Genomic DNA, 23498 nt, shown 5'->3' on the forward strand with positions numbered 1-23498 from the left:
TCTCAAGCGCCCTCCGGAGCCAGAACACGACATTGAAATGCGGCGCTCTGTCACCCTTCCAGGAATATGGATCTACGTCGCATCAGGCACTTTGTCGTACTTGCCGAGACTCTGAACTTCCGGCGCGCCGCCGAGCGGCTGCATATCGCCCAGCCGGCCCTGACCGTCTCCATACAGAAACTCGAAGCAGAGCTGGACACCACCTTGTTCCTGCGCGATGCCAGAGGCGTGGCGCTGACCGCCAGCGGGCGGGTCGCGTTGCTGGAGGCAAAGCGCATCCTGTTCCACGCTGGCCAGTTCAGCGAGCGGGTACACGCAGCCGCCAGTGGTCTGGGTGGCACATTGCGCGTGGGATTCGTCGGCTCCACGACGTATCAGGTACTCCCGCGACTCGTCTCGCGCTTCCGCGAGGAATATCCGGGCATCGAACTCGTACTGAAAGAGGCAACGTCGACCAGCATTCTTCGGAGCCTGGAGGAGGAAGTCCTGGATGTCGGCCTCATCAGGACGCCATTGATGTCCAGGGGCACTGCCACGCTGATTTCCCTGCAGGAAGACCGGTTCGTTGCCGCGCTGCCACGGCGCAATCCGCTGGCGGCAAAGCAACCGCTTACGCTCGCCGACCTTGCGCAAGAGCGGTTCGTCATGTATGCCCAGACCGAAGCATCGGGCCTGCACGCCGCAGCGATGGCGGCATGTCAGACCGCCGGATTCCTTCCCCGGATCACGCAGGAAGCCACGCAGATCCAGACGGTATTGGCACTGGTGGAAAGCGGCCTTGGCGTCGCGTTGGTCCCGTCGATCATGCGTCGATTCGGCAGTGACAAGCTGGTCTATTCGACACTGGCCAACTATCCCAACACCACGAGCATCGGCATCGCCCTGGCCTTTTCCCCGCACGCGGATGGTCCGGCCATCAGGCATTTCCGCGAAGTGGCGATTGCGGAGTTCGCCGGCGACGCGCCGGCCGCGTAGGCTTCGGCCCGGATCGAAAAAGGACCCTGACCGAAACCGTAGCGACTTCGCCTCGCCGGCAGCACCTCAGAGTTCGCGCGCGATCAGTTCCTTCATGATCTCGTTCGAGCCACCGTAGATCTTGCTGACCCGCGCGTTCACATACATCCGCGCAATCGGGTACTCCATCATGTAGCCATAGCCGCCGTGCAACTGTAGGCATTCGTCGATGATCTCGCACGAACGCTGCGTGCACCACCACTTGGCCATCGCCGCCGTGCCGGGGTCCAGCTCCCCACGCAGGATTTTCTCCATGCAATCGTTGACGAAGCTGCGCGCGATGGTCGCGTTGGTCTTGCACTCCGCCAACCGGAATCGGGTGTTCTGCAGCTCGATCAGTGATTCGCCGAAGACCTTGCGATTGCGCACGTACTCGATCGTCAGGCCCAGCGCGCGCTCCATCGATGCCAACGCACCCAGCGCGATGATCATGCGCTCCTGCGGCAACTGTTGCATAAGCTGGTAGAAGCCCTTGCCCTCTTCGGTGCCGAGCAGGTTCGCGCACGGCACGCGCATGTCGTCGAAGAACAACTCGGCGGTGTCCTGGCCCTTCTGCCCCATCTTTTCCAGGATGCGACCGCGGCGGAATCCCTGCTGGCCATCAGTCTCGACCACAACGATCGACACACCGCGCGCGCCCGCCTCCGGATCGGTCTTGCAGATCACCAGGATCAGGTTGGCGTGGTAGCCGTTCGTGATGAAGGTCTTCGAACCATTGATGACGTAGCTGTCGCCGTCCTTCAGCGCGCGCGTCTTGACGCTCTTGAGGTCCGAACCCGCACCGGGTTCCGACATGGCGATGGCGGCAACCAGCTCGCCGGTCGCCATCTTCGGCAGCCACTTGCGTTTCTGATCCTCGGTGCCGTAGCGCAGGATGTAGTGGGCAACGATGCCGCTGTGCACGTTGGTGCCGAGGCTGCTCACGCCGGCCCGCCCCTGTTCCATCGTGATGATGGCCTCGTGGGCGAACGTCCCGCCGCCGCCACCGTACTCTTCGGGAATGCTTGCGCAGAGCATCCCCATCTCGCCTGCCTTGTACCAGACTTCACGGTCGATGTACTGCTGCTTCCACCAACGATCCTCGTTGGGTGCAAGCTCGCGCTCGACGAACTTGCGAATGCCATCCTGGAAGATCTCCAGGTCGCCGCTGATCCAGGGCAAAGGGTTGGTCATGATGCGATGTCTCCTGCTTCGATTGTGTTGGATGCGTTGAACGATGACAGCGTCATCAGTCGAGTGTCAGGTTGGCGAGGCGGATGGTCTCGCCCCAGCGCTTCTGATCCTTGCTGACCAGATCGGCGAATTTCGGCTGCGGCTCTCCGCCGGGCATACCACCCATTTCGCGAAAGCGCCGCACGACATCAGGATCCTCCATGACCTTCGCCAGGCTCGCCTGCATCTTCGCGACGACTTCCGGGGGCGTCTTTGCCGCGCCGAAGAACCCCAGCCAGCCCTGCACGACGAAATCCTTCACCCCGGCCTCGGCCATGGTCGGCACGTCTGGCATGCTGGCCTGACGTTCATCGCTCGTTACCGCCAGCGCGCGCAGCTTGCCGCTTCGAATCTGCGGCAGCGACTGGGTCAGGTTGTCGAACATGAAAGTGGTCTCGCCGGCGATCACCGACGTGGTGGCAGGCGTCGACCCCTTGTACGGCACATGGATGGCGTTGGTGCCCGTGCGCTGCGTGAACATCAGCGACGTCAGATGCGTGGTCTGCCCGATGCCGGCCGACGCGTACGAGAGCTTGCCCGGTTCCTTCTTCAGCAGCGCCAGGAGGTCCGCCACGCTCTTCACGGGCGACTGGGCGTTGACGACCAGCACGTTCGTGAACGAGATCATGTCGGTGACCGGCACGAAATCCTGCGGCTTGTAGCTCAGCTTCTTGTATGCCGTGTAGTTGATCGCGTGCGAGCCGGTATTGCCGACGAGCCAGGTGTATCCATCGGCGGGCGCATGCAGGAAGGCCTGCGTGCCGATGATGCCGGCCGAGCCGGCGCGATTGTCGACCACCACGGGTTGGCCCAGCAGTGCCGAGAGCTTCTGCGCGACGATGCGGGCCGGAATATCGGTCGTGCCACCCGGCGCGCCGGGAACGATGATCGTGATGGGCCGCGTTGGCCATGCCTGCGCGTTCGCCGGTTTCGCGGCAACCATGCCGATCGCGCCAAGCGCGAGGCTGGCGCCAAACGCCAGCGAACTGAAGGTCCTGCGTTGCATTTGTCGTCTCCTGATTGGTTGTGTCGGCTCAACCATTTTTTTCTTGTCACCGCCCACGTATTCACGCGGTGGCGCATGTCTTTCTTGCTGCGGCGGGTCTGTAATCGCGGGTGCTGCCGCCGCGAAAGGCCGCCCCTGATCAGGCTCGGGGCGGCCAATCCAGACAGGGTGTTACTTGCCGGTCCAGACCGGCTTGCGCTTCTCCGCAAATGCCGCCGCGCCTTCACGCGCGTCGGCCGAGGTGAAAACCGACTCGATCAGCGGCCGTTGACGCTCGAACATTTCTTCGCGGGTCCAGTCGCCCGATTGCACCACCACCTGCTTGCTCGCGGCGATCGCCAGCGGCCCGTTGGCGCCGACCGCAGCGGCCAGTTGCAGCGCGGCATCCAGCGCGCCGCCAGCTTCGGTCAATCGATTGACGAGACCCAGTTCGTAGGCACGCGTGGCCGGCAGCATGTCGCCGGTCAGGCTGTACTCCATGGCGACGTGGTACGGCACGCGGCGCGGCAAGCGCATCAGGCCGCCGGCTGCTGCAGCCAGGCCACGCTTGACTTCTGGCAGGCCGAACTTTGCTTCGCGCGAGGCCACGACCAGATCGCAAGCGAGCACGAGCTCGAAGCCACCCGCCAGCGCGTAGCCCTCAACCGCGGCGATCAACACCTTGCGCGGCGGGCGCTCGGTCACGCCACCAAAGCCGCGCCCCGGAATGCTGGGCCGCTTGCCGGCGAGGAACCCCTTCAGGTCCATGCCGGAACAGAAGGTGTTGCCGGCACCGGTCAGCACCGCGATGCTCAGGTCGTCGCGCGCATCGAGTTCGTCCAGCGCTGCCGCAATGGCGGTGGCCGTTTCGAAGTCCATCGCATTGCGCGCTTCGGGGCGGTTAATGGTCAGCACCATCACGTTGCCGCGGATCTCCTTGACTAGCGTGTCGGTCATGATCGACTCCTTAGCGCGGGGCCATGCGGATGGCGCCATCCAGACGGATGGTCTCGCCATTGAGCATCGGATTCTCGAGGATGTGCAGCGCGGTGGACGCGTACTCGTCCGGTGCGCCCAGGCGGGCCGGGTGCGGCACCATCGCACCCAACGAGGCCTTCACGTTATCGGGCAGACGGGCCAGCAGCGGCGTGTCGAACAGGCCCGGGGCGATCGTGCAGACGCGAATCATGCGCTGTGCCAGATCGCGTGCCGCGACGATGGTCATGCCGACGATGCCCGCCTTGGCCGATGCGTAAGGAATCTGGCCGATCTGGCCTTCGTAGGCCGCCACCGACGCGGTCAGCACGCATGCGCCACGCTCGCCGTCGACGGGCTCGTTGGTCGCCATGCGTGCCGCACCCAGACGCAGCACGTTGAAGGTGCCAATCAGGTTGATCCGCACCACGCGCTCATAGGCTTCGAGCGAGCCCGGCGAGCCGTCCTTTTCCACCACGCGTACCGCGCCACCGAGCCCCGCGCAATGCACGAGCGCACGCAGCGGCCCCATCGCGACTGCAGCGTCGAACACGCGCGTCATCTGGTCGGTATCGGTGACGTCGGCCTGGACGAACGTGGCATTGGGACCCAGTGCATCCAGCGCGGCAGCGGCACGTTCTTCCGAGATGTCGGCAATCACCACCTTGACACCCTTCTCCACAAGGCGTTTGGCGCTGGCAAGGCCGAGGCCGGAGGCACCGCCGGTCACGACGGCGGACATGGTCTGGTCGAGTTTCATGCTTGTTTTTCCTGTTCGTATGGGATTGCGATGGGCGTCAGACGCGCTCGATGATCGTGGCGTTCGCCATGCCGCCCGCTTCGCACATCGACTGCAGGCCGAAGCGCTCGCCGCTGTCTTCCAGCGCATGGAGCATGGTGGTCATCAGCCGCACGCCCGATGCGCCAAGCGGGTGACCTAGCGCGATCGCGCCACCGCGCGGGTTCAGGCGCGCGCCATCGGCCTTCATCGTCTTCTGCCAGGCCATCGGCACACTGGCGAATGCCTCGTTGATTTCGTAGTGCGCGATCTGCTCGAGCGTCATGCCGGTCTTTGCCAGCACGCGCTGGGTGGCGGGGATCGGCGCGGTCAGCATCTCCAGCGGATTGGCGCCGATCACGTCGAAACCGACAAAACGCGCGCGCGGCTTGAGGCCGAGCTTCGTGGCCATGCGCTCGCTGACAATCAGGATTGCGGCCGCACCATCACTGATCTGCGAGGCGTTGCCGGCGGTAACATTCCAGCCGATCTGCGGAAAACGGGCACTCAGTTCGTCGTTGCGGAATGGCGACTCCAGCGTCGCCAGGCGCTCCACGGTGGTGTTGGCGCGGATCGTCTCGTCCTGCTCCACCAGACCATTCACGGTCTGGATGCCGACGATCTCGCGCTTGAATCCGCCGGCTGCCTGGGTGGCGGCGGCACGCTGGTGCGAGCGCGCCGAGTAGCTGTCCATGTCGTGACGCGAAAGCTCCCACTTGGCGGCAACCAGCTCGGCCGACACGCCCTGCCCGACCAGCCCCGGCGCGTAGCGTTCCTCAAACGACGGACCATATGGGTTCTGGCCAATACGCGCCGCGCCCATCGGCACCCGGCTCATGGACTCGATGCCGCAGGCAATCACGATGTCGTACGCGCCGGCCATGATGCCCTGCGCGGCAAAGTGAACGGCCTGCTGGCTCGAACCGCACTTGCGGTCGATGGTGGTGGCCGGCACGTGCTCCGGAAAGCCCGCCGCCAGCCAGGCCACGCGCCCAACCCCTGCGGACTGTTCGCCGGCCTGCGTCACGCAACCGGTGATGACGTCATCGACCAGACCCGGGTCAAGGTCATTGCGCCGCACGAGCTGCGACAGCACCTGGGCCAGCAGTTCGGTGGCATGGAGTTCGGTAAAGGCGGAGCCGGGCTTGGAACGGCCCAGCGGCGAACGGATTGCGTCGATGATGAAAGCTTGCTGCATGTGTCTCCCCCTGATCCTGGTAGTAGGAAAAATGAGATGGGTGGCTCAAAATATCGGTTGGCGTGACATATCTTCAATCAGATTTAGCCAAAAAGTCCAGCTTCTCGCCTCGAAATTTCTCTTGACCGACTCTTTTTTTGAATTGCAGAATAGAATTTATGAGACACAAGTGCCGAAAAACAGCGACATCGATGGACCGGGAGCATCTGAAGTGACATCACTGCCACCTACCGCACCCGTCACGGCGGGCGAGAGCGAAGGCGAACAGGAAGGTCGCCTGGTGAGCGCGCTCGCACGCGGCATCGGCATCCTTGGCTGCTTTTCGACCACCGTCCAGGAACTGTCCGGCAAGGAACTGATGGAGCTGACGGGTCTGCCCAAGCCCACGCTGTTCCGCCTGCTCGACACGCTGTGCGAACTCGGCCTGCTGCGCTATTCCGAGCGGCTATCGAAATACGTGCCCGGACTCGGCCTGCTGAACCTGGCCGCGCCGACGCTCGCCCGCATGACGATCCGCCAGCTGGCCCGCCCTCTGATGCAGGAACTGGCAGACCACATCGAAGGACAAGTCCAGCTACTCGCGGGGATTGGCACCAATCTGAGCTACGTCGAAGTGGCGCAGGGTGCAGGTTCGCAGTTGTTCCGCTCTGAAATCGGGATGCGCGTCTCGCTGTCGCGCGCGGCATCCGGCCGGGCGTACCTGTTGATGCTGTCCGAGTCCGAACGCAAGGCGTGGCTCGACGGCTTCGCGCGGCGCGACCCATCGCGCAAGGAATGGCTCGACGAGCGCCTTGCCACGGCACAACGCGATCTGAGCGAGCAAGGCTTCTCGCGCAGCTACGGCGACCTGCACCGCGAGATCGAAACCATCGCCGTGCCGATGCAGAAACGCCGCGATGGCGAAGCCTGGGTGCTCGCTGCCGCCGTGCCGATCTACAGCGAACAGTGCAAACGGCTAAAGGAAGACCTCGGCCCGCGCCTGCTGACGCTCATGCGCAATGTGGAGGCATCGCTGGGCGCATAGCGTCGCAATAGAATACAAAACCAACAGGAGGAGACGACCTGTTATGACAACACTGCACGACTGGGCAACCGTGGCGCCGCAAAAGCCAGCATTGATCCAGGCTGAATCGGGCCACGTCATCACGTATGGAGAGTTGGACGCGCGCGCGATCCGCGCCGCGCAATGGCTGGTGTCGCGTGGTCTGGAAGCCGGCGACTGCATCGCCGTGCTGGTGGAGAATCACCCGGGCCTGATCGAGATCGCATCCGCGGCGCGGCGCGTCGGGCTGTACTACACCGCAGTCAACACGCACCTGAGCCCGGCGGAAGCGGCCTACGTGCTGAAGGATTGCGGAGCGAAACTGCTGATCGCGTCGCCCGCCATGTTGCCGCTGGTCGAAGCAGTACGCGCGGCCGATGCCCACGCGCTCGATCTGCCTGTCTTTGTGCTGGCTGGCGCTTCGAACCTGCCGCCAGGCTTTGAAGCGTACGAAGCCGCAATCTCCGCGTTCGCCCCTGACGCCACCCTGCCCCCGCGTCCGGTCGGCCGCGACATGCTCTATTCGTCCGGCACCACCGGCCACCCCAAGGGTATCCGCCGGCCGCTCACGCCCTACGAAGACCGCGACAAACCTGAGCTTGAAATCATCGCCTGGCGCCGTGCATTCGGTTTCGACGAGAACACGGTCTACCTGTCGACCGCGCCGTTCTATCACGCCGCGCCGCTGCGCTACATCATGCGTACGCTTGACGTCGGCGGCACATGCGTCGCCATGTCGAAATACGACGCCGAGGGCGCGCTGGCCGCAGTCGAGCGCTACCGCGTCACACATAGCCAGTGGGTGCCGACGATGTTTGTGCGCCTGCTGGGCCTGCCCGACGAGGCACGCCGCCGTTATGACCTCTCGTCGATGAAGGTCGCCATCCACGCCGCCGCGCCATGCCCGGTCCATGTCAAACAGGCCATGCTCGACTGGTGGGGCGACATCCTTTACGAGTACTACGCCGGCTCCGAAGGCGCCGGCACGACCTCCATCGGGCCACTGGAATGGCGCAAGTATCCGGGCTCGGTCGGACGCGCGTCGGCCGGCGTCATCCACATCGTGGATAACGCCGGCAACGAGTTGCCGCCCAACGAAGTCGGCATGATCTACTTCTCGGGCGTGGCAACGTTCTCGTACCACAACGCCCCGGAGAAGACGCGATCCGCGTACAACGACAAGGGCTGGGCCACCTATGGAGACCTCGGCTACGTCAACGAGGAAGGGTATCTGTTCCTGAGCGACCGGCGCGCGGACCTGATCCTGTCGGGCGGCGTGAACGTCTATCCGCAGGAAATCGAAAGCGTGCTGATGCAGCACCCGTCGGTGGCGGACGTCGCCGTGATCGGCGTGCCCGATCCGGAGTTGGGCGAGGTACCGAAGGCCGTGATCGAACTGCGTGACGGCAAGGCCGCCACGCCGGATCTGGCGCAGGACATCGTCGACTACTGCCAGGGCAGGCTCGGTCGCCTGAAGCTGCCGCGCACGGTGGTCTTCGACGAACGCCTGCCACGCACCCCCACCGGCAAGCTGTTGCGACGGGAACTGAAGGACCGCCATCGCGAGCAACCGCACTCCGGGCATGCCGTGCGGACCGGCCGCGCCTGACCGTACCGACTCAAGGCGGCCCGGCCGCCTGATGGTTGGCGGGTTGGGGGTGGTGGGAGCCCCAGCACATGGAAATGCGGCTATGCTGGCGGCAAAACGTCATCAAGAACGCCAGCCACTGGGGACAATTTCATGCGCCTGAGCCAACTTCAGGACTTCATTGCCGTGGCCGAGACCGGCAGCATTCGGGCCGGCGCCAAGGCCCGCAATGTCTCGGGTCCGGCCATCACCAAGAGCATTCGCCTGCTCGAGGAAGAACTGCACGTGCCGTTGCTGACACGCACTACGCGCGGCGTGGTGCTGTCGCGCTATGGCGAGGCATTTTTGCGGCGCGCGCAGCTCATCGCCAGCGAGGCGCGCAAGGCCACCGACGAGATGTCGCAGATGCTGGGCACGCGCAATGGCGTGGTCCGTATCGGCGCCACGGGCGGCCCGGCGCACCTGCTGCTGCCGGCCGTGCTCAAGCGCTTTCGATCGCAACACCCGGACGTCCAGGTCTGCATCGACAGCGGTGTCTATCCCGCCCACCTTTCCGATCTGCGCGCCGGTGTCATGGACATGGCAGTCAGCCCAATTCCGGACGAGGGCATCGAGCGCGAGTTTGTCTCCGAGCCGCTGTACGACAATGACTCGGTAGTGGTGGCGCACAAGGACCATCCACTGCGCAACGCCCGCAGGCTGCGCGAACTGGTGGGATCGGAGTGGGTGCTGACGGGCCAGCGGATGCACGGCCCCGGCGCCGCGATTCTGGACGCCTTCCGTGCACTCGATCTGCCGTTGCCACGCGTGGCCGTGCGTTGCGACACCATCGGCATGATCCAGACACTGCTTGAAGACCGGTCGCTGCTCTGCCTGCTGCCGCGCCAGTTGGTGCCCGGCCAACTGGCCAGCGCCAATCTGGTGGCGCTGCCCATCGAGGATCCGTTGCCCAGCCATGCGGTAAGCCTGATCTATCGGGCCGATTCTCCGATGACGCCCGTGGCGGAGCAGTTCGCCACGCTGTTGCGGCGAGAAGTGCACTATCTCGGCAAGCAGCCGGACAGCCCACTCCGCAGACAGGTACCCCGCGCCACGGAAATGGCCGGCTAGCCTACTGCGGTCGAGCCGGGAACTTACTTTCAGTTGCGGGTGCTAACCAGCGGTTCACACCCGAACTGCCCCGAAAGGCCGCCAGGCCGCGCCAGTACTGCGCTCGCCGGCTCCAGCGGTGGTCCCGCCGGGACTTTCCCCACTGCATATAACGGCGAATCTGCGCGTGAATATCCCTTCGCCAATTGGAAGGGACGCACATGAACGCAATCGAGGACCGCCCCGCCGCGCTAATCACCGGCAAGGGCATCGACGCCATTGGAGATGGCATCTGGCTGCTGCATGGCCAAGGCCAGAGCTTCGTCGCCGATGTGGGCGGCGGGCTGCTGGTGGTCGACAGCGGTCCCGGCGGGCGCATTACGGCGGGCATGATCGAGGTCCTGCGCATACAGACGGACCTGCCCGTCCTGGCGATCTGCTACAGCCACGGTCACCTGGGCTACAACGCCGGCGCGAAGCAGTGGCTCGACCATGCCGCGCAACGTGGCGACCCCACGCCGCGCATCCTGGCGCATGTCAACGTGCTGGCCCGCCAGAAGCGCTATCGGGAAACGCAGCGGATGCAGGAGCGCATGGCCGAGATCCAGTTCCGCCATGCCAGCGGTGCCCTGGCCGGCAAGCTGGGCCAGAACCGACCTACCGAGACCTTCACCGAAGGCATCACGGTCGGGCAGGGCGATCGGCGCGCCGAGATTTTGTGGGCGCCATCGGAGACCGATGATGCCGTCGCCGTCTGGCTGCCCGGAAGCCGGTTGCTCTACGGCGGCCCCGCCGTGATCGACTCCATCCCGAATGTCGGCACACCGTTCCGCACCATGCGCGACACCGTGCGCTGGGCGGAAACGCTGGAGCGGCTGGCCAGCCTGCGACCCGAAACCGTCGTCCGTGAATTTGGGCCGTCCCTCCAAGGCGAGGACACTTGCCAGCACGTACTGCTGCACACCGCCAGGGCACTGCGCTGGATGCGCGAAGAGGTGGTGCGACTGATGAACGCCGGCTGCAACGAGCGCGAGATGCTGGCCGCGCTGCAGCCGCCGCCGGATCTGTTCGAGCAGCCGTGGATGCAGCCTACCTACGGCGACCCGACCTATATCGCCCGCGATATCTACCGCTCCGAAAACGGCTGGTGGGATCGCAACGCCACGACGCTGCATCCGGCCGCACCGAAAGCGGTAGCCGCCGAGATCGCAGCGGCCATCGCCGATCACGGCGCGATCGTGCGGCACGCCCGCGGACTGGCGGATCGCGGCGAGATCCAGTTGGCCCTGCATGTGATCGACCTGCTGGCACAGGCATCCGGCGATGCACCGCAAGTCGTGGAGGCTCGCCAGCTCAAGGCCGAATGGCTGCGCGCCCGCTCGAAACAGGTGCGCAGCTATGTGTCGCGCAGCCTCTACGTCGCGGCGGCCATGGTCCTGGAAAGCGGCTCGGACGACAACTTCGGCATCCACTAGGAGCCCGCCATGCCGTTCCCACAGTCTGTCGATGACATTGCCAACGACATCGCCGACCATCGCCGGCGCAATGCATTGCGCCTGTTCGCGATGCTCGGTCTGGGCGCCGCACTGCGCCCCGCCGGCGCGGCTGCCACCTGGCCGTCGCGCCCAATCCGCCTCGTGGTGCCCGCTTCAGCCGGAAGCGGCCCGGATCTTTTCGCCCGACCGCTGGCTGAAATGATCGGCAAGCGGCTGGGCCAATCGTTCGTGATCGACAACAAGCCGGGCGCCACCGGCATCATCGGCAACGACATCGTCGCCAAGGCCGCGCCGGACGGTCAGACCCTGCTGTTCACTTACGCCGCCACGGTGGTCATCAACCAGACGCTGCAGCCAAAGATGCCGTACGACGGGCTGCGCGACCTCGCACCCATCGCCCAGATCGGCGCAGGCGGTAACTTCCTTGTGGTCGCGCCCGACTTCCCCGCCCGCAACCTCAAGGAGTTCGTCGCGCACATACGCGCGCGGCCAGATGTTTATGACTACGCGTCCTGGGGCATCGGATCGGGCGGCCATCTGACGATGGAGGCCCTGAAGATGCAGACGGGCATCCGCCTGCGGCACGTGCCCTACAAGACGGTGCCGCAGATCCTGAACGACATGCAGGGCGGCGTCGTGCGCGTGGCCTTCGTCGACACCTCATCGTCGCTGCCATTGCTTCGCGCGGGAAAGCTGCGCGCGCTGGCTATCAGCGGCACACGGCGCGGCTCCGCCTCTCCCGAGGTGCCCACGATGACCGAGCAAGGCTTTCCGTTCGACACCAACAGCTGGTACGGCATGTTCGCGCCAGCCGGCACCCCCGACGCGATCGTGCAACGGCTCAACGCGGAAGTTAACCTCGCACTTGCCAGCGCCGAGATGCGCGAACGTTTCATGCAGTTGAACATGGCCGATCCGCCGATCAGGACCGCCGCGCAATTCGCGCAGACCGTGCGCGATGACGTGACGGCGTGGGGCAACGTGATCCGCGCCAACCACATCACCGTGGACTGACCATCGGAACCCGAAGACACCATGACCCTGAACGCCACCACACTTGACCAGCGTATTGGCGACGCCTTCGTCTACACCTTCCCCTTGCATGACGTGGCGCGTACGCGCTGGCGCCTCACACAGCAGGAAGCCACGCGCGGCAAGCCGCCCAACCGGCTGCATCACAGCCGGCACCTGCTGGACGATCGCGCCCGGCAGGTGACAATGCCCAATAACGACACGTTGTACTCGTCGGCGTGGCTCGACCTGTCCGACGCACCCGTGACGCTGGCGATGCCTGACATGGGTGACCGCTACTACAGCGTGGCACTGCTCGATGCCTTCACAAACAACTTCGCCTGCTTGGGCCCGCGCACCAACGGCCCTGGTGCCCACACGTTCGTGATAGCTGGCCCGGCACACCATGCCAGCGCGGCAAAGGCGCTACCGGTCGGCGCGACGCTGGTCCGGGCGCCTTGCAACGATGTCTGGCTGCTGACGCGCACGCTCATCGACGGCGAACACGATGCGCCCGCCGTGCATGCACTTCAGGAGCAGATGCAGTTGCAGGCCAGCGCCAGGGAACCCGAACGGTTCGTCACCACACCCGACGAATCCAGTCCGGCGGCATATCTGTCGCTCGTCAACGAGGCCCTGGCGCGCAACGGCGTACCCGCCGACGAACAGTTCATGGTCGACGGGTGGGCCGATCTTGGCATCCGGGCTGGCTCGCTGGATGCATGGAGCACGCTCGATCCGCAGGTGCGCGATGCCTGGACACGACTGTGGCCGGCGCTGCGCCACCGGCTCGAACACCCGCCCAAGGGCAGCATCCGTCGAAGCGGCCCCAAGGGCTCGTGGCTCAGCGGCACGGACCACATCGGCAACTTTGGCAAGGACTTCGTGTACCGCGCCTACATCGCGCTCGTCGGACTCGGCGCGCTAGAGCGCGCGGAGGCAATCTATGCAACCGCCCTGGTGGATGGCGACGGACAGGCATTCGACGGTGGGCACCGCTATCGGCTGCATGTGCCCGCGAACATGCCCGTGGACGCATTCTGGTCGTTGTCGATGTACGAGTTCGAACCGGATGGCCGGCGCTTCTTCACAGCCAACCCGATCCGCCGTTATGCGATTGGGGACCGCACGCCTGGACTGATACGCAATGCGGACGGATCGCTCGACATCGCCATCCAGCACGCGCAACCCGAGGCCGGCACCGCCAATTGGCTGCCCGCGCCTGCTGGCCGGTTCTCGATGGCCCTGCGGTACTACCACCCGCAGGCCGACCTGATCGAGCACCGGTTCGTGATGGCGGACACGGAGCGCGTCGCCGGGTAACCGGGGCGGGGTGGTCCGATGCGTCGGTGCCCCGCCTGACAGCCGTCAGAACGCGCCGCCCTTGCAGTCGCCCGGCAGGTTCCTTTAAGAAGCTTGCGCATCTCGCTGTCGCGCAAGCGGGGCACGGCCCGCCCATAGGGGTTGGAATCATTTTCCGGCGTCATCGCATCGGCGAATCCCCGATTCGTTTTCATATATTAGTGAGCGATTGGCGCTGCCTGCCCGTACTCAGAAGCGAACATTGAGCGTGCCCTGGACGCCATGGTCCTGGGCATTGCCAGCGATCTGCCCCTGATAGGCCAGACCCAGCGTTGCCATGCGGCCGACCTTGACGTCAAATCCGGCCTCGATCACGGCGCTGTCCTTGGCGATCGGCACCCCGGCCACGGCAAAGGCGCCGAGAACCGTGGGAGTCGTGCGGTGCCTGGTGGTATCGGGAGGGCGCTATACCGCGCGCCGGTGCCAATGGCGTCTTTCCGTCCGTCCGCCGCGCGGGGATGGGAGTTGTCCCGATTCGACTTGCTGCGCTGTGTCGGTGGCAGGCTGGCGGCCGCAACGCTTGATGATTCGCTTCAGATTCATGACGACTTCCCCGGAGCCGGTGGCCAAGTCGATGACCGACTCGATGACCAACTTGATGACCAATGGCATACACGCCGTGTGCGTGACCCGGCGTGGTGCGGTGTTTGGAATAGGAATGCGTAACCTGGCAGCCGGGATGTCCGGTCTGCCACCCGTGCCCTGACCGTGTCTTGGACGTGTCTTGAGGCAGGAGGCAATTAGATAAGTGACGGCAACGCCTGCCTATCACTACAAACTGGTATTTCGCCGCGATGCGCCAGCAGGGCGACGGCACCACCGCGAATCCCGGCGAAATACCCCCACTAAATACTGGTTTCAAGGGATGGCCCGGTGTGGTCGGCGCGCCGCATAATGCGCGCTGATTCGTCTCTTCTGGGAGCCCGGGCCGATGCCCTTGCGCACGCTTGCCGCCGATCTGACCTTGCCTGCGCCGGCGTTGCTGGTGGAGGACGACCCATTGGTCTCTCGCCGGCTGGAGAACCTGCTGCAACAGCTCGGCTATGCGCCAGATGCGCTTGTACTGGCCGCTTCGCTGGCCGAAGCACGCGCCCGCGTGACGGACCAGCCCGTGGCGCTGGCACTGGTGGACCTGGGCCTGCCCGATGGCAGCGGCATCGACCTGATCGCCGAGTTGCGCGCGGCCGACCCCGGACTGGGCATTCTCGTGATTTCCGCATGGAGCACCCAGGATGCGATCCTGGCCGCCCTGCGTGCCGGGGCCACCGGCTACGTGGTCAAGGAACGCGACGATCTTGAAGTTGCACTGGCCCTGCGCAGCGTGCTGCGCGGCGGCGCGCCCATCGACCCGTTCATCGCCCGGCGCATCATTGAGGAACTGCATCCCGGCCCGAGCGAGTCGGCCAATGCCCAGACACCCGAACCATCGACCGAACGCCTGAGCCCGCGCGAACACCAGATCCTGCGACTGGTGGCAGATGGGCTGGGCAACCGCGAGATCGCCGAGCGCCTGTTCCTCTCGCGCTACACCGTGGAATGCCACATCAAGCATATCTATCGCAAGCTCGCCGTCTCGTCGCGCACCAGGGCGATCAACGCGGCGCGCTCGCGTGGCTTGCTGGGATGAAGCGCTGGCTCGCCTGCCTCGCGCACCTCGTGCTGTGGCTGGTTGCGGCGTCGGCCTGGGCGCAGACACCAACGGCCCAATGTTCGGTGCGCATCCTCACCGTCAGCACGGCCGAAGCGGGCCCACACGGCGCGCGCCCCGATCCCTCGCAGTGGCGCTCGGTCACATTGCCCGACGACTGGAACCGCCGCCAGCCCGGCTTCGGCGGCAGCGTCTGGTATCGCATCGACTGGCAGCGCGAATGCCCGGGCACACTGCGCGAACCGGTCGCGCTGGTACTGCAATCGGTGGTGATGGCGGGCGAAGCCTTCATCAACGACGAGCCGCTGTGGCGCGACGCGCAACTCATCGAGCCGCTGTCGCGGAGCTGGAACCTGCCGCGCCATTGGCGCCTGCCCGAAGCCTGGATTCATGACGGCGTGAACACGCTCTGGGTGCGCGTGGTGGGTGTGGCCGGGCAGTCCCTGGGGCTGGGGCCGGTCTTCGTTGGCGATTCGCTGGCGATGCAGCAGCGCTATGACGAAATCTGGTGGCGCCATCGCACGCTGTTCATGATCAACATCATCGTCTCGGGCGTGATGGCGGCACTGTTCTTCTGCATCTGGGTGGTGCGGCGCGAGCAGACCGCTTATGGCTGGTACGTGCTCATGTACCTGTTCTGGGTACTGTTCATCGCCAACGTGCTGGTGACCACCCCCTGGCCATGGCACAGTACGCTGACGGTGGCGCGTTTCAACACCATGGCGCTGCTGTTGTCCATCGCCTGCTTCTGTGTGTTCACCTGGCGCTTTGGCGGGCAGCACCTGCCGCGCATCGAACGGGCACTGTGGTGGATCACCGGCATACTGCTGGCCACCCAGGTGGTGGTGCCGGATGCGTACGTGGGTCATGCGCAGTTGGTGGGCGTCATGGTTGCCGCCGCGATCTTCTACCTCAATGGCCTGCAGTTTCCGTTCCATGCGCTGCGCACACGCCAGCGGGAACACGCGCTGCTGGCAGGCTGCCTGCTGATCCTGCTAGCCGCCAGCCTGCACGACCTCCTGCTGTTGCTGGCCGTTCTCCGCGGGTCGTACCCAATCTCGCCTTACACCAGCATTGTGGTCACCCTATGCCTATCCGGCATCCTGGGGCTGCGCCACGCGCACAACGTACGTCGTATCGAGCAGTTCAACCAGGAACTGGCCGACGGCATCACCGATGCCCGCGCCGAACTGGCCACGACCCTGGCGCGCGAGCACGCGCTGACGCTGGGCAACACCCGTCTGCAAGAACGCCTGCAGATCGCGCACGACCTGCATGACGGCGTGGGCGGATCGCTGGTGCACATGATGGCCCTGGTCGAACAGAGCGAGGCACCGCTGCAGCGCCAGCAAGTGCTTTCCATGCTCAAGCTGATTCGCGATGACCTGCGCCAGACCATCGACAGCAGCGCCAGTGTTGGCGTCGAGGTACCGGCGACGCCACTGGAATGGATCGCGCCTCTGCGCTACCGCTTTACGGAGCTGTTCGACGAACTGGGCATCGCCATCGACTGGCAGTGCCCCGCCCAGTGGCGGACACCGCCCTCCGCCCTGCAATGCCTGGCGCTGATCCGCCTGCTGGAAGAGTCACTGACCAACGTTGTCAAGCACAGCCGCGCGCGGCGCGTGCGCGTTTGCCTGGAACTCCCCGACGCCAATCGGCTGTTGCTGAGCATCGACGACGACGGCGTCGGCTTCGACGTCGCGGCGGTGCGGCAGGCCGGCATGAGCGTGGGGATGCGCAGCATGCACCTGCGCATCGCGCGCGTGGGCGGCACACTGACCGTGAGCTCGCAGCCAGGCCACACCATGCTGAAAGCTGAACTGGCACTCAAACCCACCCAGCCGCCACAAACGGACGGCGAAGACACTCCCAAGGCACTGCAAGCGTCGTTGTAAAGCACGGGGCGCTGCCTTCCGCGTCACTACTCGCGCAACGTCGGACAATCACTGACAGCATCCATCGCCCGCGCGACCTATAAGAAGAGTTGAAGATTCATTCGGCAACGCGCTCGCGCTGCCGACGTCTGGATGCACTCGCGCATCCTTGCGAGTTTCAACCTGGAGGAGGTATCGCGATGACGAATCGAAGGCGATTTTTATCGAGTATTTCGGGAGTTGTTCTGGCCACCGTGGCCGGGGTTGATGGCAAGGCGGAAGCGCAAACTACTGCGAAACTGGATGAGAAGGACCCTCAAGCGGTAGCGCTGGGATACAAGCACGATACAAGCAAGGTCGACAAAGCCAAATTCGCGAAACACGACGTCAGTCAGAAGTGCAGCAATTGCCAGCTATACCAGGGCAAGCCAGGCGATGCATGGGGGCCCTGTCCAATCTTCGCCGGCAAGCAGGTCTCCGCGAATGGATGGTGTAACTCGTATGTGAAGAAGGCTTGATCCACGCAGTATTGACTTGGAGGATTCGCACGATAAGACGCCTCGAACTCCCCCCTTTTTAATCTCGCGCGATTCTTGGTCGAAGCGAGGTGAGAGTCCTGGTATGTGCGCGAGGAAGGCAAGACCAAGTGGCAGCCTTACCTGACGCTGAACTGGTGGCACACCGGTGTGTCCAGCAACATCTCGTTCAACGAACTACCGCTGGGCAGCATGTATCCGAGCAACCGCTATGAGGTGAAAATTGGTGCCAATGCCCAGTTCAGCAAGCGCTGGACTGGATGGACCAATGTGTCGGGGCGTGGGGCGCGCAGAGCTTCTACCACTACGCGCTGCGTGTGGGCGTGAAGTACACTTGGTAGGCCGTTCTCGGGCGACGCGCTCGCCATGTCGCAGCCAGGTGTCAGTCGTGCGATTGCGCGCCGCGAAGAACAACTCGGGTTGCGGCTCTTCGACCGTACTACGCGCTCCATTCCGATGACTGATGAGGGTCGATCGTTTTACGAGCAGGTCATACCGTTGATCGCAACCCTCGACGCCATCACTGCGTCAGCAAGCGGAAGTGCGAAGACTATCAATGGGCGCCTTCGCGTCAACATCGACCCGTTCCTCTCTCGGCTGATGCTAGGTTCGCGGCTTGGGGCGTTCCTGCAACGTCACCCCGACTTGCAACTCGAGTTGATTACGCGCGACGAGCTAGGCGACATGATCACGGATGGCTTCGATGTGGCGATACGATTCGGCGGTCATGCCCGCCGATACGCGTCAAGCTACCCTTCGGCCGCTTGCATCACGGAGGACCTCGCCTAGACTGCCGGCTTCTGCAAAGCGGCAATCTCCCGGTATGATGCCCGCCAGGCATGGATTTTCTCCACTCGAACCATGAAAACAAAGGTAAGGGCCACCGTAGTTTGCGCGCGCGGCGACCGCGTGCTACTGGTTTCAAAGGACGGCAGCAGATGGGCGCTACCGGGTGGCCGTCCGACAAAGAACGAGACGTTTGCTGACGCAGCAGGCCGGGAACTTCTGGAGGAGACCACGTTACTGGCTCGCGGGCTCGGATTCTTGTTTCAAGTCGTTGGCGCAACCACCGTGCACCACGTCTTCGTCGCGAATATTGGGAAATCGGCCGTGCCGAAGCCAAGCAAGGAAATCCAGGGCTGCCAGTGGTTTTCGCAAGCCGAGTTGGGAAAGATCATCATTAGCCCAACGACCCGTCACATCATTGAGAGCGTCTGGGCGGAGCGCCAGCGTTAGAACTCGGGGCAGACCACTTGCGGACATTCGCTGCTCCGTGCGCAAATTCAAACTGGCGCGAGCGACGGGAATGCCCATGCTGCACGCATTAGCCTACAGGCTGGCAACTGCGCCAGCGATGCGGCCGGACTCGCCAGCATCGTCCAAATTTCGAAGGGCCGATTCTGACAGTCGCCAGCCGCTACCAATCACTTTAGCCGGGCCAGGGCCACCGCGGCGGCCTTGCACAATTGCTTGCTCTTCTGTACCCATCGCGCCGCACCTATTTCGTCGTCACGAAATAGAAAAAGCCCCGCCGGTTTTCTCCCGGCAGGGCTTCTTGCGCAACTTCGAGGGCTACCTTAGATCGGTTCGATCTTGGTCGCCGCGGGGCCCTTCTGGCCTACGCCGGCCACATAGCGCACTTTCTGGCCTTCCTGAAGCGACTTGAACCCATTACCTTGCACTTCGGAAAAATGGGCAAACAGGTCGTCTCCGCCTGCATCCGGCGTGATGAAACCAAAACCCTTTGAATCGTTAAACCACTTTACAGTACCGGTTTCCATGTAGAAATTCCTTAAAAATTCTCGCCGTGCCGAAATAGCGGACGAGGCATGACGATCAAGGAGGAAACATGGAGAGAAAGTGGTGCTGCCGAGGTAAACACCTAACGCTTCGAGGTTACGCTTGAAGATCCTGCGATCATACTTATACAGGTACACCGCACCTCGGTCAATGAACATCTCACGACAATCGATACGTATCTTGCAAGCGCGGCGCGAGGCAATGAACGGACCTTCGGCGAAACAACCCCTGGCTTTTCAACGCCGCATACTACAGTCGCATTCCTTCAGTACAAGAGGTCTCCATATGCCTCTGCGCAAACTGCCTCACAGTGATGCGTCGCGCCCCCGGTTGCTCTGGGCCAGCATCGACGTACAGTGATCGAACGCGACCGCATCGAAACTCGCGCCTCAAGACGGCAGTTTCCCAGAACATGCACTCCTGAATCGCGCCTCACACAACAGCATCATCTCGATCCAAGTACGCGGATCAACGCCACACCATCTTGAATCGGACCGCGTCCAGATTTGAGCGGCAGAGTTTCATTGACTACGGTAGGAAAGCCCCGTATAACAGATTGAGCAGGATCTTCAAGCAGCCACGCCACCTGGATTGACTTGCCCGCCTCTACGGGGCCCCTCTTCAATGCCGTCTCCTTGATCTTCTCGCTGCGCCGCAATTATTGGCGGCGTAGATTGCGCGAGACAACGACGGAGACGAGCACATCCCTGATTCGAATCAATGGCGCATGGCCCCCTCGCATCCATCGCGATGCGAGCGAATCCACGCGCCAGTCCGCTCCGGTACGCGCTTGCTTCCTTTCTGTTCCGCCACGCCTCGTCCGGCGTTACTGAACCGGCAAACCGTGGGAAGAGGCCAATCATCTGCGGGAGAAGCGTGTGTTGGCAATCTACTTTTCCAGTTTCGCATTGCTTGTTCTCTCGCAACTATTTGAGTGGCACCACCGACGAAGCGAGACACCGAGCCGCGCGCTCTACTGGGTTAGCGCGCTCAGCTACTCCACATCATTGCTGGTGATGGTATGCGCTGGCGCCACGATCGTCATCGGCAGCTAGGACAGATGCAATTTGAGGAACGTCTACCATGCCGGCACGAATGAGATGGCTGTGCCAAGGATACCGAGGCATGTACATACATGTCGCGGCATTCGAGGAACCCGGCGAGCCCATTCAAACGTGTGCCCCCGGGCCGAAATGGCGCTATCGGATGGCCATCCGATATACGGCAGACAGGGACGATCGGATATTTTTTGAATCCTTCGACGAAGAGGATGATTACTACACACACGCGGCGGCGGAGCAGGCAGCGCTTCACTATGGCAGGTTCGCCGTCGATCTGATTTATGGCATGGCTTGACGAAGCGCCGCGTCTCACCATGGAAAGCCACAAGACTGATTCCATGCGCTGTTCGCAGCGGCGCACGACCGTCAATCGCTAGCCACCTGCATGTGGATTGAAGGTACGAGACAGTCTGCCAAGGCGATGGTGGCAACTCTCAAGCATTGGTGGCGCACCTGACCGCCGTGACGGAAAGCGCGTGCCGGAACGTACCCTACGTGGAGCGACATAATGGACAACTACCCTGCTGCAAACTGCAAGGGCTTTGATATCTACCCGTTGGTCTACAAGTTCGACTCGCCTCGCGAATGGCACGAGCGCCGACCAGACCGCTCATACAGCGCGTCCGTGGTCATCTGTCGGGAAGGTGAGCCACCGAGCGGAAATTGCGCGCGGGTGTTTCACGTCCCAGACATGCACTGGGCTGACTTAGGGTTAGCAAAGCGTGCGGCCATACGACATGGCGAGCACATCATTGACGGCCAGGTCGTAGGTGAGTCGCTAGCTGGCCTTTGATCGAGAACGCTCAACGCGCCGCGCAGCAACAGCGCCGTTCGCCCTCCCCGAGTAGTCATCGAGCGCGCCCTGACCAAAGGCCGTAGGCTCATCATCCTTACGCCGCATCTTGGACCGCGAAACCTACCATGGCACTCATCAGAGCAGCGCTGCTTGGCATGATGCTGACAACAGCGTCCTCCGCACATGCAATACGCTGCGAAGGCAGTGGCAAGACGCTTTACACCCAAGACTCGGCGTGCCCAGATGGCTACGGAGTCGTTGACGGCTCGCACCACGGCAGCGTCTCGGTGCTTGGAAAGAGCGAGCACGTGCGAGAAAACGAAGCGACCTTCCTGTCTGACCGCGCCTTGGAGCGAGAGACGATGCGCGGTCACGAAGCCAGAATCAAGATGGCATCGGGCGTAAATCAATCCCGCGCTGAAGCGTGCGAAGCCTTGGGTTATCAAGCGCGATCTGTTGACGCCGCGATGGAGCAACCGAACGATCCCCACGCACTCAATACCTTGCGCAAGCTCCACCGAAACATCCTGGAGGAGCAGCAACGAAACGACTGCTAGGAACGTTGGGCACACAACTCCACGCTCGCCAAAGTGCTGGCAGGCACGCCTCTCGCCGGCAAGGATTGCGTAAAGGTGGTACGATGCGCTGCCGTCGATGATCTTCGACGCGTGCGCCGCCAGGACGACATCATCACTAGAAGAGCGTCATCGGCCACCCGGGTGTACTCCGGGTCTTCGAGGCAACTACTGCCCGTAACCATATCCGACCGGCGGCACAGCCGCTCCGCAACACAGCGCATGTACACAACGTCGCTGGCTTGCGCAAGTAAGGTCAATGTTGCGCCTGTCGCCACCCGCCTCAGCACGCGCATCGACGACGTGACCCATTTCTGCTCAGTAGGGCCACCATTTGGATTGGTGGTTACGACGAACCCCGATCGACCTGCCCTTGCCTAGGAGCAGCGCCGACTCGAAACAGAGAACAATTTGAATCAAGATTTCACTCCCTTTACCGTTTCCGTTTACCCAATTCAGCAAGAACCAGGCATCTGGTTCGCAAGCTACATGATCTCCGAGTATCGAGGCGGCGCCGAACGCGTAGTCGCAAACGTTTCGATGCGCCACGTCACCCATGGCTCGGAAGCCAAGGCCAAACAGGCGGCCCGCAACGCTGGTGACGGCGTTGTTGCCCACATGGGACGGCAGTCATTTGAACGGCACCCTACGAACCTCCCTACGCAATGCGTGTGACCCCGCCTGACACTACCGGAGCAATACATGGCTAAAGAAGAATTGGTTGAATTTGGTGGAAAGGTTTCGGAAGTACTTCCGGACAACCGCTTTCGCGTCATCCTTGAGAACGGGTTCGAGGTGTGGGCCTATTCCTCGGGTCGTCTCAAAAAGAATCGCATACGTGTTCTCGCGGGGGACCGCGTTACGCTTGAAATGTCACCATACGACCTTACGAAAGGGCGTATCAACTATCGTCACAAGTCTTGATTGCCAGTTGGCGACGGGCTCGCCAGGCTGTAGAGCCTCTGTCGATCGTACTGGCGGTCGGGGTTACGCGATAACGACGGCGCGGCGTGGAGGAGCGATTCCGCGCACAACATCCGCGCCGTCAGGGTTTTCGATGGTTCAATGGATCGAAGGATTTCCGCTCTTTGATCTGGCCATCTTGGTCATGAATGAAGAGCTTGACCCCGTCCTGCTTCGCGGCGTCTGTGGCAGCCGCGATTGCCTCAACTTCTGTTGGAAACAGAACGGTAGCGCCGTTCGGTCCCTCCACGACCACAATCCAACCTCGGTCGTCATCCGGCATGACGTGGATATTTCGAGAAGCCATGATTGCCCCCAGGCTGATGGCGCTGTACTGACAGTCTCGCGTAGCCAAGTGGGTCTCCGCAATCAGGCGCTGTCCCACGACGGGTAACGCACCTCCGTTGCGCATAGACAGCTGACTGTCCGCGACGTTTCGGGCAATCCAGCACAAACCAACTATGCTTGTCTTGTAAGCAGACAGGTGAGAAT

At 63.2% G+C, this 23498-nt stretch carries 26 protein-coding genes and 1 pseudogene; 19 read left to right on the plus strand and 8 right to left on the minus strand.

The window, feature by feature from the left end; genetic code table 11:
* The first annotated feature begins 66 nt into the window (after positions 1-66).
* Positions 67-975 (plus strand): LysR family transcriptional regulator, encoded by a 909-nt coding sequence (locus WD006_RS14000; protein WP_011519556.1) that lies wholly within the window; start codon positions 67-69, stop codon positions 973-975.
* Between the two features lie 66 nt (positions 976-1041).
* Here the strand turns inward: WD006_RS14000 and WD006_RS14005 are convergent, their stop codons facing one another.
* From WD006_RS14005 to WD006_RS14025, 5 genes are all read right to left on the minus strand, one after another.
* The gene (locus WD006_RS14005) at positions 1042-2187 is read right to left on the minus strand and encodes an acyl-CoA dehydrogenase family protein (RefSeq protein WP_029306582.1); all 1146 of its coding nucleotides are present in this window, start codon (positions 2185-2187) and stop codon (positions 1042-1044) included.
* Between the two features lie 55 nt (positions 2188-2242).
* Complete coding sequence (locus WD006_RS14010; protein WP_011519558.1) at positions 2243-3232, minus strand: Bug family tripartite tricarboxylate transporter substrate binding protein; 990 nt, start codon at positions 3230-3232, stop codon at positions 2243-2245.
* 171 nt (positions 3233-3403) lie between these two features.
* Complete coding sequence (locus tag WD006_RS14015) at positions 3404-4168, minus strand: crotonase/enoyl-CoA hydratase family protein (protein WP_008645301.1); 765 nt, start codon at positions 4166-4168, stop codon at positions 3404-3406.
* A 10-nt stretch (positions 4169-4178) separates the two neighbouring features.
* Complete coding sequence (locus WD006_RS14020; RefSeq protein ID WP_011519560.1) at positions 4179-4946, minus strand: SDR family NAD(P)-dependent oxidoreductase; 768 nt, start codon at positions 4944-4946, stop codon at positions 4179-4181.
* A 37-nt stretch (positions 4947-4983) separates the two neighbouring features.
* Positions 4984-6162 (minus strand): thiolase family protein, encoded by a 1179-nt coding sequence (locus tag WD006_RS14025; protein ID WP_011519561.1) that lies wholly within the window; start codon positions 6160-6162, stop codon positions 4984-4986.
* A gap of 211 nt (positions 6163-6373) precedes the next feature.
* Here WD006_RS14025 and WD006_RS14030 point away from each other — a divergent pair, with 211 nt between their 5' ends.
* The 6 genes from WD006_RS14030 to WD006_RS14055 all read left to right on the plus strand — a co-directional run bounded on the left by WD006_RS14030 (position 6374) and on the right by WD006_RS14055 (position 13711).
* On the plus strand, positions 6374-7186 hold the full coding sequence (locus WD006_RS14030; RefSeq protein WP_011519562.1) for an IclR family transcriptional regulator: 813 nt from the start codon (positions 6374-6376) through the stop codon (positions 7184-7186).
* 43 nt (positions 7187-7229) lie between these two features.
* Positions 7230-8813, plus strand: a complete 1584-nt coding sequence (locus tag WD006_RS14035) for an acyl-CoA synthetase (protein ID WP_011519563.1) — start codon at positions 7230-7232, stop codon at positions 8811-8813.
* 132 nt (positions 8814-8945) lie between these two features.
* Positions 8946-9902, plus strand: coding sequence for a LysR substrate-binding domain-containing protein (locus WD006_RS14040; protein WP_011519564.1), 957 nt, complete (start codon positions 8946-8948; stop codon positions 9900-9902).
* 200 nt (positions 9903-10102) lie between these two features.
* The gene (locus WD006_RS14045; protein ID WP_029306584.1) at positions 10103-11356 is read left to right on the plus strand and encodes an alkyl sulfatase dimerization domain-containing protein; all 1254 of its coding nucleotides are present in this window, start codon (positions 10103-10105) and stop codon (positions 11354-11356) included.
* A gap of 9 nt (positions 11357-11365) precedes the next feature.
* Positions 11366-12391, plus strand: a complete 1026-nt coding sequence (locus WD006_RS14050; protein WP_029306585.1) for a Bug family tripartite tricarboxylate transporter substrate binding protein — start codon at positions 11366-11368, stop codon at positions 12389-12391.
* 21 nt (positions 12392-12412) lie between these two features.
* A complete protein-coding gene (locus WD006_RS14055; RefSeq protein ID WP_029306586.1) occupies positions 12413-13711 on the plus strand; it encodes a DUF1254 domain-containing protein in 1299 nt (432 codons plus the stop codon).
* Positions 13712-13939: 228 nt separating this feature from the next.
* Here the strand turns inward: WD006_RS14055 and WD006_RS14060 are convergent, their stop codons facing one another.
* Positions 13940-14098, minus strand: coding sequence for an autotransporter outer membrane beta-barrel domain-containing protein (locus WD006_RS14060; RefSeq protein WP_141192963.1), 159 nt, complete (start codon positions 14096-14098; stop codon positions 13940-13942).
* Between the two features lie 193 nt (positions 14099-14291).
* On the opposite strand from WD006_RS14060, the gene WD006_RS14065 reads away from it, so the two are divergent.
* From WD006_RS14065 to WD006_RS14095, 7 genes and pseudogenes are all read left to right on the plus strand, one after another.
* Entirely contained in the window at positions 14292-14456 is a 165-nt protein-coding gene (locus tag WD006_RS14065; RefSeq protein WP_155714385.1) for a hypothetical protein, read from the plus strand.
* Positions 14457-14681: 225 nt separating this feature from the next.
* Positions 14682-15377 carry a LuxR C-terminal-related transcriptional regulator gene (locus tag WD006_RS14070; RefSeq protein WP_011519569.1) on the plus strand — a complete coding sequence of 232 codons (696 nt, stop codon included), beginning with the start codon at positions 14682-14684 and terminating at the stop codon, positions 15375-15377.
* Positions 15374-17296, plus strand: a complete 1923-nt coding sequence (locus tag WD006_RS14075; RefSeq protein WP_029306588.1) for a sensor histidine kinase — start codon at positions 15374-15376, stop codon at positions 17294-17296. The genes WD006_RS14070 and WD006_RS14075 overlap by 4 nt, the downstream gene beginning before the upstream one ends.
* 179 nt (positions 17297-17475) lie before the next feature.
* Entirely contained in the window at positions 17476-17793 is a 318-nt protein-coding gene (locus tag WD006_RS14080) for a high-potential iron-sulfur protein (RefSeq protein WP_017512246.1), read from the plus strand.
* A 105-nt stretch (positions 17794-17898) separates the two neighbouring features.
* Positions 17899-18138, plus strand: a complete 240-nt coding sequence (locus tag WD006_RS14085) for an autotransporter domain-containing protein (protein WP_011519572.1) — start codon at positions 17899-17901, stop codon at positions 18136-18138.
* A 21-nt stretch (positions 18139-18159) separates the two neighbouring features.
* A pseudogene (locus tag WD006_RS14090) lies at positions 18160-18534 on the plus strand (LysR family transcriptional regulator); the annotation flags it as partial.
* 138 nt (positions 18535-18672) lie between these two features.
* Complete coding sequence (locus tag WD006_RS14095) at positions 18673-19047, plus strand: NUDIX hydrolase (RefSeq protein WP_011519574.1); 375 nt, start codon at positions 18673-18675, stop codon at positions 19045-19047.
* Between the two features lie 341 nt (positions 19048-19388).
* On the opposite strand, the gene WD006_RS14100 is transcribed toward WD006_RS14095, so the two are convergent.
* Positions 19389-19592, minus strand: coding sequence for a cold-shock protein (locus WD006_RS14100; RefSeq protein WP_008646235.1), 204 nt, complete (start codon positions 19590-19592; stop codon positions 19389-19391).
* Positions 19593-20736: 1144 nt separating this feature from the next.
* Between WD006_RS14100 and WD006_RS14105 the strand changes: the two genes are divergently transcribed.
* The 5 genes from WD006_RS14105 to infA all read left to right on the plus strand — a co-directional run bounded on the left by WD006_RS14105 (position 20737) and on the right by infA (position 22967).
* Positions 20737-20967, plus strand: a complete 231-nt coding sequence (locus tag WD006_RS14105) for a hypothetical protein (protein WP_104669896.1) — start codon at positions 20737-20739, stop codon at positions 20965-20967.
* Positions 20968-21180: 213 nt separating this feature from the next.
* Complete coding sequence (locus WD006_RS14110; RefSeq protein ID WP_011519578.1) at positions 21181-21465, plus strand: hypothetical protein; 285 nt, start codon at positions 21181-21183, stop codon at positions 21463-21465.
* A 128-nt stretch (positions 21466-21593) separates the two neighbouring features.
* A complete protein-coding gene (locus WD006_RS14115; RefSeq protein ID WP_029306590.1) occupies positions 21594-22025 on the plus strand; it encodes a hypothetical protein in 432 nt (143 codons plus the stop codon).
* A gap of 429 nt (positions 22026-22454) precedes the next feature.
* Positions 22455-22718 carry an isochorismatase gene (locus WD006_RS14120; RefSeq protein WP_080711350.1) on the plus strand — a complete coding sequence of 88 codons (264 nt, stop codon included), beginning with the start codon at positions 22455-22457 and terminating at the stop codon, positions 22716-22718.
* A 27-nt stretch (positions 22719-22745) separates the two neighbouring features.
* Positions 22746-22967, plus strand: coding sequence for a translation initiation factor IF-1 (infA, locus tag WD006_RS14125; protein WP_008646230.1), 222 nt, complete (start codon positions 22746-22748; stop codon positions 22965-22967).
* A gap of 121 nt (positions 22968-23088) precedes the next feature.
* On the opposite strand, the gene WD006_RS14130 is transcribed toward infA, so the two are convergent.
* On the minus strand, positions 23089-23361 hold the full coding sequence (locus WD006_RS14130) for a DUF2188 domain-containing protein (protein WP_227874121.1): 273 nt from the start codon (positions 23359-23361) through the stop codon (positions 23089-23091).
* Between the last annotated feature and the right edge of the window lie 137 nt (positions 23362-23498).

The sequence above is a fragment of the Cupriavidus sp. Met-2 genome, assembly GCF_049843575.1.
Lineage (GTDB): Bacteria > Pseudomonadota > Gammaproteobacteria > Burkholderiales > Burkholderiaceae > Cupriavidus > Cupriavidus metallidurans.

What these genes read in the sequence shown, in the direction of transcription:
- WD006_RS14000 (WP_011519556.1), top strand. Translation starts at nt 67, where the DNA reads ATGGATCTACGTCGCATCAGGCACTTTGTCGTACTTGCCGAGACTCTG.
- WD006_RS14005 (WP_029306582.1), bottom strand. Translation starts at nt 2,187, where the DNA reads ATGACCAACCCTTTGCCCTGGATCAGCGGCGACCTGGAGATCTTCCAG.
- WD006_RS14010 (WP_011519558.1), bottom strand. Translation starts at nt 3,232, where the DNA reads ATGCAACGCAGGACCTTCAGTTCGCTGGCGTTTGGCGCCAGCCTCGCG.
- WD006_RS14015 (WP_008645301.1), bottom strand. Translation starts at nt 4,168, where the DNA reads ATGACCGACACGCTAGTCAAGGAGATCCGCGGCAACGTGATGGTGCTG.
- WD006_RS14020 (WP_011519560.1), bottom strand. Translation starts at nt 4,946, where the DNA reads ATGAAACTCGACCAGACCATGTCCGCCGTCGTGACCGGCGGTGCCTCC.
- WD006_RS14025 (WP_011519561.1), bottom strand. Translation starts at nt 6,162, where the DNA reads ATGCAGCAAGCTTTCATCATCGACGCAATCCGTTCGCCGCTGGGCCGT.
- WD006_RS14035 (WP_011519563.1), top strand. Translation starts at nt 7,230, where the DNA reads ATGACAACACTGCACGACTGGGCAACCGTGGCGCCGCAAAAGCCAGCA.
- WD006_RS14040 (WP_011519564.1), top strand. Translation starts at nt 8,946, where the DNA reads ATGCGCCTGAGCCAACTTCAGGACTTCATTGCCGTGGCCGAGACCGGC.
- WD006_RS14045 (WP_029306584.1), top strand. Translation starts at nt 10,103, where the DNA reads ATGAACGCAATCGAGGACCGCCCCGCCGCGCTAATCACCGGCAAGGGC.
- WD006_RS14050 (WP_029306585.1), top strand. Translation starts at nt 11,366, where the DNA reads ATGCCGTTCCCACAGTCTGTCGATGACATTGCCAACGACATCGCCGAC.
- WD006_RS14055 (WP_029306586.1), top strand. Translation starts at nt 12,413, where the DNA reads ATGACCCTGAACGCCACCACACTTGACCAGCGTATTGGCGACGCCTTC.
- WD006_RS14065 (WP_155714385.1), top strand. Translation starts at nt 14,292, where the DNA reads ATGACGACTTCCCCGGAGCCGGTGGCCAAGTCGATGACCGACTCGATG.
- WD006_RS14070 (WP_011519569.1), top strand. Translation starts at nt 14,682, where the DNA reads ATGCCCTTGCGCACGCTTGCCGCCGATCTGACCTTGCCTGCGCCGGCG.
- WD006_RS14075 (WP_029306588.1), top strand. Translation starts at nt 15,374, where the DNA reads ATGAAGCGCTGGCTCGCCTGCCTCGCGCACCTCGTGCTGTGGCTGGTT.
- WD006_RS14080 (WP_017512246.1), top strand. Translation starts at nt 17,476, where the DNA reads ATGACGAATCGAAGGCGATTTTTATCGAGTATTTCGGGAGTTGTTCTG.
- WD006_RS14095 (WP_011519574.1), top strand. Translation starts at nt 18,673, where the DNA reads ATGAAAACAAAGGTAAGGGCCACCGTAGTTTGCGCGCGCGGCGACCGC.
- WD006_RS14100 (WP_008646235.1), bottom strand. Translation starts at nt 19,592, where the DNA reads ATGGAAACCGGTACTGTAAAGTGGTTTAACGATTCAAAGGGTTTTGGT.
- WD006_RS14105 (WP_104669896.1), top strand. Translation starts at nt 20,737, where the DNA reads ATGTACATACATGTCGCGGCATTCGAGGAACCCGGCGAGCCCATTCAA.
- WD006_RS14110 (WP_011519578.1), top strand. Translation starts at nt 21,181, where the DNA reads ATGGACAACTACCCTGCTGCAAACTGCAAGGGCTTTGATATCTACCCG.
- WD006_RS14115 (WP_029306590.1), top strand. Translation starts at nt 21,594, where the DNA reads ATGGCACTCATCAGAGCAGCGCTGCTTGGCATGATGCTGACAACAGCG.
- infA (WP_008646230.1), top strand. Translation starts at nt 22,746, where the DNA reads ATGGCTAAAGAAGAATTGGTTGAATTTGGTGGAAAGGTTTCGGAAGTA.